This window comes from Pseudomonas sp. CJQ_9 (genome assembly GCF_043106615.1).
Lineage (GTDB): Bacteria > Pseudomonadota > Gammaproteobacteria > Pseudomonadales > Pseudomonadaceae > Aquipseudomonas > Aquipseudomonas juntendi.
Window position 1 is genome coordinate 162,228 of the sequence record NZ_JBICMS010000072.1, and the last position, 11,200, is coordinate 173,427.

Consider the following 11,200-nt stretch of genomic DNA (forward strand, 5'->3'; position numbering starts at 1 on the left):
CTTGTCTTAGATAGGGGTATTTTCCCTGAGTTCAAGGTTTGGCAACATGAAAGGTATCGAGAACCAGTCTTATCTTGCGTCGCCTGTGCTGGCCTCTTCGCGGGCACGCCCGCTCCCACAGGGACCCCACAATACTCAGGCCTGGAGTAATCCTGTGGGAGCGGGCGGGCCCGCGAAGAGGCCAGCACAGGTTATACAGGTGTTAAACTGCCCATCTTGAACCTCATGCGTACCCCCATGGCCTACAAACCCTCCCCCGCCCAGCCCCCCTCGGCGCTGCTACGCCAGGTGCGCCCGCTGCGCCTGCTGCTGAACCAGGCCGAACGCCTGGAGCACCTGCAGCGCCTGCTGGAAAGCCAGCTGCAGCCGGCTGCCCGCGAGCATTGCCACGTGGCCTCATGGCGCGATGGCACCTTGTTGCTGGTGGTTACCGATGGCCATTGGGCTACCCGCCTGCGCTACCAGCAGAAGCGCCTGCTGGCGGCGTTGCAGGCCATGGAGGCCTTTGGCAACCTCCGGCGCATACTCTACAAGGTGCAGCCGCCCCTGGTACCGGCCAAACGCGGCGGGCATGCTGCCGAGCTGTCCACCAGCGCCGCGGCAAGCCTGCGTGACACCGCCGAGGGCATCGCCGACCCCAAGCTGCGCGCAGCACTGGAGCGCTTGGCCGCCCACGCTGGCGACAAGCAATAAAAAAGGCCACCCGAAGGTGGCCTTGATTACAACACTAGAGAGAGTGTTCGAACTTACACGGCCGCAACAGGGCGCATGTACGAGATCGGTGCCGTGCTGGCATCTTCGAACGTAACCACTTCCCAGGCATCGGTTTCGGCGATCAGCTTGCGCAACAGCTGGTTGTTCAGCGCGTGGCCGGACTTGTAGCCCTTGAACTCGCCGATCAGGCTGTTGCCCAGCAGGTAGAGGTCGCCAATGGCGTCGAGGATCTTGTGCTTGACGAATTCGTCATCGGAACGAAGGCCGTCTTCGTTGAGCACACCCGTCTCGTCGACCACGATGGCATTCTCGACACTGCCACCCAACGCAAGGTTGTGCTTGCGCAGGTACTCGATGTCACGCATGAAACCGAACGTGCGGGCGCGGCTGACTTCCTTCACGAACGAGGTGCTGGAGAAGTCGACAACCGCGCTCTGGGTCTGGCCCTTGAGGACCGGGTGATCGAAGTCGATCTCGAAGCTCACCTTGAAACCGTCGAAAGGCAGGAAAGTGGCGCGCTTGTCGCCCTCTTCCACAGTCACCTCACGCAGGATGCGGATGAACTTCTTGGCTGCGTCCTGTTCTTCCAGGCCGGCAGACTGAATCAGGAATACGAAGGGTCCGGCGCTGCCATCCATGATCGGCACTTCCGAGGCGGAGAGCTCGACGTAGGCGTTATCGATGCCCAGGCCCGCCATGGCGGAGAGCAGGTGCTCGACCGTATCGACCTTGACGTCACCGTTGACCAGCGTCGTCGACATGGTGGTCTCGCCGACGTTGGCCGCACGCGCAGGGATCTCGACCACAGGGTCGAGGTCGGCGCGGCGGAAGACGATGCCGGTGTCAACAGGTGCAGGCTTGAGGGTCAGGTAAACCTTCTCCCCGGAGTGCAGGCCGACACCTGTGGCACGGATGGTATTCTTCAGGGTGCGTTGTTTAATCATGGCATTGGCCGCTTCAGCGCAAATTGCGAACAGGTATCAACAAAGGCTGGGGATGATAACAGACCCAACCTTTGATGAATACCAATCACCTTTATACCCCTGATAAATTCCATTAATCAGCCTGACGACGCAGGAATGCTGGGATATCCAGGTAATCCAGGTCATCCTGAGGGTTCATTTTCGCGGCTGCCGCAGCACCGGCGTGGGCCTGGTTGCGCATCACGGTCGGGCGCTCCAGGTCACGGTAGTTCACGGCTGGCTGCTCCTGACGAACTGGCGCCGGGTTGGACGCTTCGTACGCTTGCTGGGCAGTCTGCAGGGTGTTGTCGACCACTTTCACAGGCTTCTCGATACGCGCGCCCAGGCCAGTGGCCACAACGGTCACGTGCAGTTCGTCACGCATGTCCGGATCGATCACGGTGCCGACCTTGACCATGGCGTGGTCAGAGGCGAAGGCTTCGATGATGCTACCCACGTCGGAGTATTCACCCAGCGACAGGTCCGGGCCGGCGGTGATGTTCACCAGGATGCCGCGGGCGCCCTGCAGGTTGACATCTTCCAGCAGCGGGTTGCGGATGGCTGCCTCGGTGGCTTCGCGTGCGCGGTTCGGGCCGCTGGCGCAACCAGTACCCATCATCGCCATGCCCATTTCACCCATGACGGTGCGCACGTCGGCAAAGTCGACGTTGATCATGCCCGGGCGCTTGATGATGTCGGAGATACCGCGCACGGCACCGGCCAGTACATCGTCGGCCTTGGCGAAGGCGGACAGCAGGCTGGCATCCTTGCCCAGGATGGTCAGCAGTTTCTCGTTGGGGATGGTGATCAACGAGTCGACGCTTTCAGCCAGCATGCGGATGCCTTCATCGGCGATCTGCATGCGCTTGCGGCCCTCGAACGGGAACGGACGGGTCACCACGGCTACGGTGAGGATGCCCATTTCCTTGGCCACTTCGGCAATGATCGGTGCAGCACCGGTACCGGTACCGCCGCCCATGCCAGTGGTGATGAACACCATGTTGGTGCCTTGCAGCACTTCGGCGATGCGCTCACGGTCTTCCAGTGCGGCCTGACGGCCGACTTCCGGATTGGCGCCAGCACCCAGGCCCTTGGTCACGCCAGTGCCCAATTGCAGGATGGTGCGTGCACCAATGTTTTTCAGCGCCTGAGCATCGGTGTTGGCGCAGATGAACTCCACACCTTCGATGCTGCTCTTGACCATGTGGTTGACGGCGTTGCCGCCACCACCACCAACGCCGATCACCTTGATGACCGGGCTTTGCGGGACGTTGTCTACGAGCTCGAACATTTTCCCTCTCCTTACAGTTCTCTAGTTGTTGCGCCTACCACTACTGCTTTGAAACTTAGAAGTTGCCCTGTACCCAGCGCTTGAAGCGTTCAAGCACTGGGGCCTTCGGTTCATCGCCATAGCTGTTGCTGCTGCTGTTGCTGCTGCCGGTCAGGACCATGTCCTCGGACTGCTTGAGCAGGCCGTAGGTGAGCAAGCCCACGCCGGTGGAATAGATGGGGTTGCGAACCACGTCGCTCAGGCCCCGAACGCTGTGCGGTACGCCCAGGCGAACCGGCATGTGGAAGATTTCCTCGGCCAGTTCAACGGCGCCTTCCATCTTCGCGGTACCGCCGGTGAGGACGATGCCCGCTGGCACCAGGTCCTCGTACCCGCTGCGGCGCAGTTCGGCCTGGATCAAGGTGAAGAGCTCGTCGTAACGCGGCTCCACCACCTCGGCCAGGGCCTGACGCGACAGCTCGCGCGGTGGGCGGTCGCCCACGCTCGGCACCTTGATGGTCTCGCCAGCGCCCGCCAGTTTGGCCAGGGCGCAGGCGTAGCGGATCTTGATTTCTTCGGCGTACTGGGTAGGGGTACGCAGGGCCATGGCGATATCGTTGGTCACCTGGTCGCCTGCAATCGGAATGACCGCGGTGTGGCGGATCGCGCCTTCGGTGAAGATGGCGATGTCGGTGGTGCCGCCACCGATGTCGACCAGGCACACGCCCAGTTCCTTTTCATCGTCGGTGAGCACCGAATAGGCCGAAGCCAACTGCTCGAGGATGATGTCGTCGATTTCCAGGCCGCAGCGGCGCACGCACTTTTCGATGTTCTGTGCCGCGTTGACCGCGCAGGTCACCACGTGCACCTTGGCTTCCAGACGCACGCCCGACATGCCCAGCGGCTCGCGGACGCCTTCCTGGTTGTCGATCACGTAGTCCTGCGGCAGGGTGTGCAGCACGCGTTGGTCGGCCGGAATGGCCACCGCCTGGGCCGCGTCCAGTACCCGCTCCAGGTCGGCCAGGCTGACCTCGCGGTCACGGATGGCGACGATACCGTGGGAGTTCAGGCTGCGGATGTGGTTACCGGCAACGCCCACGAATGCCGAGTGGATACGGCAGCCGGCCATCAGCTGCGCTTCTTCGACGGCGCGCTGGATCGATTGCACGGTCGACTCGATGTTCACCACCACGCCTTTTTTCAGGCCGCGGGACGGGTGTGTGCCGATACCGACGATTTCCAGGGTGCCGTCTTCGCCCACTTCGCCGACCAGCGCCACCACCTTGGAGGTGCCAATGTCCAGCCCGACGATCATTTTGCCGCTATGCGCGTTTGCCATGGTCCTGCCTCTCTCTAATTCTTCGCAACGGCGGGTTGGGCCGTCGTCGGTGCAATCGGTTCCCGCCAACCAACGGCAAGTCCGTTGGAATAACGCAGATCAATGCGGGCGATAGTGCTGATCTGGTCTTTGAGTGTCTTGTCGTAAATGGCAATGAAACGGCGCATCTTCTCCACCAGATGGTCGCGCCCCAGCAGCAGCTCGATGCCCGGCCCGGCGCTGCTCGCGCCAGTGGTCAAGAACCAGCTGCCTCGCTCGCGCAGCTCCAGGCGAGCGATGGAAAAGCCCAAGGGGCGCAGCATCTGGCTCAATACCTGATACTGCTGCATGACTTGTTGCTGGGCACGCTGCGGCCCGGCAAGCTGCGGCAGGTGCTCATAGTTGGCCAGCTCACGCGGGGTGAATGCCTGGCCCTGGTTGTTGAGCAAGGCTTCGTCGCCCCAGCGCGCCACCGGCAGCTGTTCTTCCAGGCGGATCACCACCTCGTCAGGCCACACCCGACGCACTTCGGCGTGGGCGATCCAGGGCATCTGTTCGAGCTCCGTACGCATCGCCGGCAGGTCGACACTGAAGAAGCTCGCGGCCACGTAAGGGGCGATGCGTTGCTGCACCGACTGCTGGCTGATGTAGGTGAGGTCGCCCTGCACATCGATCTTGGCGATGGGCCGGTCGGCATAAGGCATCAGGCGGATGGCCCCTTCGTAGGCACCGAAGCCTGCTGCCACCAGCAACACCGGCCACAGCAGGCGCTTCAGGCCACCCAGGCTGGGCCGCGGCAGGCGCGCCGATACGGGCTCGTCGGCCACCAGCCTGCTGGCACCACGCGGCACCGGCTTGCTACGGCCGGTTACGGGTTGCTGCTGACGTATCATTGCGCCTTGCATGATGGTTAACCTCGCGTTGCCACGCTTTCGGCCAGGATTGCCAGCACCAGTTGCTGGAAGTCCAGGCCAGCCGCGCGGGCCGCCATGGGCACCAGGCTATGATCGGTCATGCCGGGTGCGGTGTTTACTTCGAGCAGCCAGAACCGGCCTTGCTCGTCCTGCATTACGTCCAGCCGCCCCCAGCCCTCGATGCCAACGGCATCACAGGCACGGGCGGTCAGGTCGATCAGTTCCTGTTCCTTGGCGCTATCCAGGCCGCACGGAATGCGGTACTGGGTATCGTTGGCGATGTACTTGGCGTCGTAGTCGTAGAACACGTGCGGTGTACCCAAGGCGATCGGCGGCAGCACCTGGCCGCGCAGCACCGCAATGGTGAACTCCGGGCCGTGGATCCACTGCTCCACCAGTACCTGGGAATCGTACTGGGCAGCGTCTTGCCAGGCGGCGATCAGTTCCTCGGCGCTGTTCACCTTGGCCATGCCGATGCTAGAGCCTTCATGGGCGGGTTTGACGATCAGCGGGAAGCCCAGTTCCGTACTGGCCTGCAAACAATCGCTTTCACTCGCCAGCACCGCGTGGCGCGGGGTAGGAATGCCCAGGCTCTGCCACACCTGCTTGGTACGCAGCTTGTCCATGGCCAGGGCCGAAGCGAGGATGCCGCTACCGGTATAAGGGATGCCCAGGCACTCCAGCAGCCCCTGCATGCTGCCATCCTCACCGCCACGGCCGTGGAGGATGATGAAGGCGCGGTCGATCTTCTCGTTCTGCAGGCGGTCGAGCAGGTCGTCACCGACGTCGATGGCAACGACGTCGACACCGGCGCTGGTCAACGCATCGATCACGGCGGCGCCAGACTTGAGCGACACTTCGCGCTCGGCACTCTTGCCGCCGTACAGCACGGCAACGCGGCCAAACGCTTTCACGTCCAGGGTAGAGTGCAGCTTGTCGTAGGCGCTGGTCATTTCGACTTCTCCTGCTTGGCGCCAGCGAACAGCGGGCTTTTCATCAGTTGCGGGGCCAGGCCGCCAACGTCACCGGCACCCTGGCAGAGCAGGATGTCGCCAGCGCGCAGCAACGGCTTGACCAGTGGCGCCAGCTCGGCGCCGCGTTCGATGTAGATCGGGTCGAGCTTGCCGCGCTGGCGAATGCTGTGGCACAGCTGCCGGCTGTCGGCGCCGGGGATGGGCTCTTCGCCAGCCGGGTACACCTCCATCAGCAGCAGCACGTTGGCATCGCCCAGCACCTGAACGAAATCGTCGTACAGGTCGCGGGTGCGGCTATAGCGGTGCGGCTGGTAGACGATCACCAGGCGGCGGCTTGGCCAGCCACCGCGCACAGCCTTGATCACCGCGGCCACTTCGGTCGGGTGGTGGCCGTAGTCATCGACGAGCATCACGCTGCCGTCTTCGACCGGCAGCTCGCCGTAGACCTGGAAGCGACGGCCGACACCCTGGAAGCCGGACAGACCCTGCACGATGGCTTCGTCAGTGATGCCTTCGTCAGTGGCAATGGCGATGGTGGCCAGGGCATTGAGCACGTTGTGGTTGCCCGGCATGTTCACCGACACGTCCAGCGGCTCGCAGTCGCGGCGCAGCACGGTGAAATGGGTCTGCATACCCTGCTGGCGCACGTTGATGGCGCGGATGTCGGCCTCTTCGCTGAAACCGTAGGTCACGGTCGGGCGCTTCACCTGCGGCAGAATCTCGCGCACCACCGGGTCGTCCAGGCACATCACCGCCAGGCCGTAGAACGGCAGGTTGTGCAGGAACTCGACGAAGGTTTTCTTCAGTTTGTTGAAGTCGCCTTCATAGGTCGCCATGTGGTCGGCGTCGATGTTGGTGACCACAGCCACCATCGGCTGCAGGTGCAGGAAGCTGGCATCGCTTTCATCGGCTTCGGCGATCAGATAACGGCTGGTGCCCAGCTGGGCATTGGTGCCGGCCGCAGTCAGGCGACCACCGATGACGAAAGTCGGGTCCAGACCGCCGGCGGCGAATACCGAGGCCAGCAGGCTGGTGGTGGTGGTCTTGCCGTGTGTACCGGCGACTGCCACACCGTGGCGGTAGCGCATCAGCTCGGCGAGCATCTCGGCACGCGGTACCACCGGGATACGCCGCTCGAGGGCGGTGGCCACTTCCGGGTTGGCCGGGTTGATGGCGCTGGAAACCACCAGCACATCGGCAGTGGCAGCGTTCTCGGCACGGTGGCCGACGAAGATCTCGGCACCGAATGACTCCAGGCGCTCGGTGACCGGGGAGGCCTTCAGGTCGGAACCGGACACTTCATAGCCCAGGTTCAGCAACACTTCGGCAATGCCGCACATGCCCACGCCGCCGATACCGACGAAGTGAATGCGACGGATACGACCCATTTTCGGCTGGGGCATGGCTTTCTGGCTCTCAACCATGAGCCACCTCCAGGCAGATATCGACCACGGTGCTGGTTGCTGCAGGTTTGGCCAGGCGCCGTGCGGTACCTGCCATGACATTGAGTTTCTCGGGTTGCATCAGCACCTCGTTCAGGCGTTCAGCGAGCTGCGCTGCGCCAGTTGTCGCTTGTGGCATCAGGAAGGCAGCACCTTCGCGAGCCAGATATTGGGCGTTATGGGTCTGGTGATCGTCGATTGCGTGAGGCAACGGCACCAGCACCGAAGGCAGGCCTGCCGCCGCCAGCTCGCTGACGGTCAGCGCCCCCGCCCGACACACCACCATGTCGGCCCAGCCATAGGCTTGGGCCATGTCCTTGATGAAAGGCTCGACCTGAGCCTCGACGCCGGCCTCGTGATAACGCTCGGCGGTGACCTGCGCGTGTTGCTTGCCGGCCTGGTGAAACACCTCGGGCCGCAGGGCAGCAGGCACTTCGGACAGGGCCTTAGGCAACAATTTGTTCAATGGTTCCGCCCCCAGGCTGCCGCCCAGCACCAACAGCCGTGCCCTGCGTTCGGCCAAGGGCGCGCGTGGCGCATCCAGGAACAGCTCGGGGCGCACCGGGTTGCCGGTGGTGCGGCGCTTGTCGCTGGCCTCGAAGGTGTTCGGAAACGCCTCGCAAACCCGCGCAGACAGCGGCACCAGCAAGCGGTTGGCGGTACCGGCGCGGGCGTTCTGCTCATGGATCACCAGCGGCACACCACACAGCCGCGCAGCCACGCCGCCGGGGCCGGTCACATAACCGCCAAAGCCCAGCACGCATACCGGCTTGAGCTGGCGAATGATCCGCCTTGCCTGGAGAACGGCCTTGATCAGGGTCAAGGGTGCCTTGAGCAACGACAGCTTGCCTTTGCCGCGCAGGCCGCTGACCTGGATCAGGTGCAGGGGCACGCCGGCCTGGGGCACCAGTTCATTCTCGATACCGCGCGGGGTACCCAGCCAGTGCACGCTGTACCCGCGCGCCTGGAACTCACGGGCACAGGCCAGCGCCGGGAACACATGGCCGCCGGTACCGCCGGCCATGATCAGTACGTTCTTGCCGTCAGCGGCCATGACTGGTCTCCTCGGCAAAATCGCTTTCGCTGAACTCGTGCTCCTCGCTGCCCAGGTGCGTACGGCTTTCCCACTCGATACGCAACAACAAGCCCACGCAAGCACAACAGATGACCAGCGAGCTGCCCCCGTAGCTGAGGAACGGCAAGGTCAGGCCTTTGGTCGGCAGCAAGCCGACATTCACCCCGATGTTGATCAGGAACTGGCCGATCCACAGGAAGGCCAGGCCGAACGCCATGTACGCGGCAAAGAACTGCTTGGCCTTCTCCGCCCACAGGCCGATGTACAGGGCGCGGACGGTCACGAACACGAACAGGGCGATAGTCACCAGCGAGCCGACCACCCCCAGCTCTTCGGCCAATACCGAGAACACGAAGTCGGTGTGCGCTTCAGGCAGGTAGAACTGCTTCTGCACACTGTTGCCCAGGCCAACGCCCAGCCACTCGCCGCGGCCGAACGCGATCAACGCCTGGGTCAACTGGTAACCGGAGCCGAACTGGTCGGACCATGGGTCGGTAAAGGTGATCAGGCGCGCCATGCGGTAAGGCTGCGCCTGCACCAGAACGAACACCGCCAACACTGCCAGCACCACCATCAGGCTGAAGCGGAACAGCCCGACACCCCCAAGGAACAACATGGCCGCGGCCGCGCCCATCATCACCACGGTGGCGCCGAAGTCCGGTTCCATCAGCAGCAGCGCAGCCATCGGCAGCAACACGATGAAAGGTTTGAAGAAGCCCATCCACGTCTCGCGGACTTCAGTCTGGCGGCGCACCAGGTACCCGGCCAGGTAGACCACCACGAACACCTTGGCGATTTCCGAAGGCTGCACATTGAAGAAGCTGAAGCCGATCCAGCGCATGGAGCCGTTCACTTCGCGGCCGATCCCCGGCACCAGCACCAGCACCAGCAAGCCGAAGGCGCCCAGCAACATGAGGAAGCCCATGCGCTGCCAGGTGGCGATCGGGATCATCAGGGTTGCGCCACAGGCCACTACACCGAGGAGCACGTACACCAGATGGCGGAACATGTGGTAGAGCGGATTGCCCGACTGCACTGCAGCCACTTCCGAGGAGGCCGAGGTGATCATCACCAGGCCCAGACCGAGCAAGGCCAGGCAGCCGGCCAGCATCGCGAAGTCGAGGTCGATGCCACGGCCGCTGATCAGCGGCGACGGATAGGGTTTGAGCACACCGAAGATCATGCCAGGGCCCCCGCTGCCTGGGCGAACAGCCGCCCGCGTTCCTCGAAGTTCCTGAACATGTCAAGGCTGGCGCAGGCTGGCGACAACAGTACGGCATCGCCGGCCCGGGCCAGGTCGGCGCACTGTTGCACGGCGTCGTCGAGGGTTTTTACCCGCACCAGCGGCACGTCATCACCCAAGGCTTGGGCAAGGCGCTCGGCATCACGGCCCAGCAACACCACGGCGCGGCAAAAACGCTTGACCGGTTCACGCAGGGCACCAAACTCGGCGCCTTTGCCGTCGCCACCGGCGATCAACACCAGCTTGCCCTCGATATCGGCCCCCAGGCCTTCGATGGCGGCCAGGGCAGCACCGACATTGGTGGCCTTGGAATCGTCGTACCAGTTCACGCCGTTGCGCTCGCGCACCCACTGGCAACGGTGGGCCAGGCCAGCGAATTCGCGCAGCGCCTCGAGCATCGGCTCGAACGGCAAGCCGGCAGCATGGCCCAAGGCCAACGCAGCCAGTGCATTGCTCTGGTTATGAGCGCCGCGAATCTTCAGCTCGCGCACCGGCAGCAATGCCTGGAATTCGAACGCCAGGTATTTCTCGCCATCCACTTCGCGCAGGCCGAAGGCCTTGAAGTCTGGTTGGTTGAGGCCGAAGGACCAGCAAGGGCGGCCTTCTACCGGCAGGGGCCGGCTCAGGGCGTCCTGGCGGTTCACGACCACCTGCCTGGCACCGCGGAAGATGCGGTGCTTGGCCAGGTGATAGGCCGGCAGGCCGCTGTAGCGGTCCATGTGGTCTTCGCTGATGTTCAGCACGGTGGCCACTTCGGCATTGAGCTGGTCGGTGGTTTCCAGCTGGAAGCTCGACAGCTCCAGCACGTACAACTCGACGTCATCGGCCAGCAGGTCCAGTGCCGGGGTTCCCAGGTTACCGCCCACGGCCACGCGCTTGCCGGCCTTGGCTGCCATTTCACCCACCAGCGTGGTCACGGTGCTCTTGGCGTTGGAACCGCTGATGGCGATGATCGGCGCCTTGGCATGGCGGGCGAACAGTTCGATATCCCCCGACAGTTGCACGCCCCGCGCAGCGGCCTGCTGCAGGGCCGGGGTAGCCAGGGCCAGGCCAGGGCTTACGTACAGTTCGTTGGCGCGGCACAGGAAGTCTACGTCCAGTTCACCACAACGCACTTCCACCTGCGGGTAATCACGGCGCAGGGTGTCCAGTTCCGGCGGTTGCTCGCGGGTGTCGGCGACCGCAAAGGCAATGCCCCGGCTCGCCAGGAAGCGAACCAGGGACATGCCGCTCTTGCCGAGGCCGACAACGATGCGGAATTGGTCGGAAGCGATCAAAGACACGCTCA

10 protein-coding genes are annotated in these 11,200 nt (G+C 63.6%); 1 reads left to right on the plus strand and 9 read right to left on the minus strand.

Going from position 1 to position 11,200, the window contains the following annotated elements:
* The first annotated feature begins 237 nt into the window (after positions 1-237).
* Entirely contained in the window at positions 238-693 is a 456-nt protein-coding gene (locus ACF8SD_RS14040) for a DUF721 domain-containing protein (protein ID WP_009684406.1), read from the plus strand.
* A gap of 53 nt (positions 694-746) precedes the next feature.
* On the opposite strand, the gene lpxC is transcribed toward ACF8SD_RS14040, so the two are convergent.
* The 9 genes from lpxC to murD all read right to left on the minus strand — a co-directional run bounded on the left by lpxC (position 747) and on the right by murD (position 11,195).
* A complete protein-coding gene (lpxC, locus tag ACF8SD_RS14045; RefSeq protein WP_003260771.1) occupies positions 747-1,658 on the minus strand; it encodes a UDP-3-O-acyl-N-acetylglucosamine deacetylase in 912 nt (303 codons plus the stop codon).
* Positions 1,659-1,770: 112 nt separating this feature from the next.
* Positions 1,771-2,967: a cell division protein FtsZ gene (gene ftsZ / locus ACF8SD_RS14050; RefSeq protein ID WP_009684407.1), complete on the minus strand. Its 1,197-nt coding sequence runs from the start codon at positions 2,965-2,967 to the stop codon at positions 1,771-1,773.
* A 55-nt stretch (positions 2,968-3,022) separates the two neighbouring features.
* A complete protein-coding gene (gene ftsA, locus ACF8SD_RS14055) occupies positions 3,023-4,285 on the minus strand; it encodes a cell division protein FtsA (RefSeq protein ID WP_054912891.1) in 1,263 nt (420 codons plus the stop codon).
* A gap of 14 nt (positions 4,286-4,299) precedes the next feature.
* A complete protein-coding gene (locus tag ACF8SD_RS14060) occupies positions 4,300-5,169 on the minus strand; it encodes a cell division protein FtsQ/DivIB (protein ID WP_173890965.1) in 870 nt (289 codons plus the stop codon).
* A 5-nt stretch (positions 5,170-5,174) separates the two neighbouring features.
* Positions 5,175-6,131, minus strand: a complete 957-nt coding sequence (locus ACF8SD_RS14065; RefSeq protein WP_009684410.1) for a D-alanine--D-alanine ligase — start codon at positions 6,129-6,131, stop codon at positions 5,175-5,177.
* Positions 6,128-7,576 (minus strand): UDP-N-acetylmuramate--L-alanine ligase, encoded by a 1,449-nt coding sequence (gene murC / locus ACF8SD_RS14070; RefSeq protein ID WP_029886559.1) that lies wholly within the window; start codon positions 7,574-7,576, stop codon positions 6,128-6,130. The genes ACF8SD_RS14065 and murC overlap by 4 nt, the downstream gene beginning before the upstream one ends.
* Complete coding sequence (gene murG, locus ACF8SD_RS14075) at positions 7,569-8,648, minus strand: undecaprenyldiphospho-muramoylpentapeptide beta-N-acetylglucosaminyltransferase (RefSeq protein ID WP_173890966.1); 1,080 nt, start codon at positions 8,646-8,648, stop codon at positions 7,569-7,571. Before murG ends, murC begins: the two co-directional genes overlap by 8 nt.
* The gene (gene ftsW, locus ACF8SD_RS14080) at positions 8,638-9,849 is read right to left on the minus strand and encodes a putative lipid II flippase FtsW (RefSeq protein WP_173891733.1); all 1,212 of its coding nucleotides are present in this window, start codon (positions 9,847-9,849) and stop codon (positions 8,638-8,640) included. The genes murG and ftsW overlap by 11 nt, the downstream gene beginning before the upstream one ends.
* Positions 9,849-11,195, minus strand: coding sequence for a UDP-N-acetylmuramoyl-L-alanine--D-glutamate ligase (gene murD, locus ACF8SD_RS14085; RefSeq protein ID WP_392483594.1), 1,347 nt, complete (start codon positions 11,193-11,195; stop codon positions 9,849-9,851). The genes ftsW and murD overlap by 1 nt, the downstream gene beginning before the upstream one ends.
* Positions 11,196-11,200 lie beyond the last annotated feature (5 nt).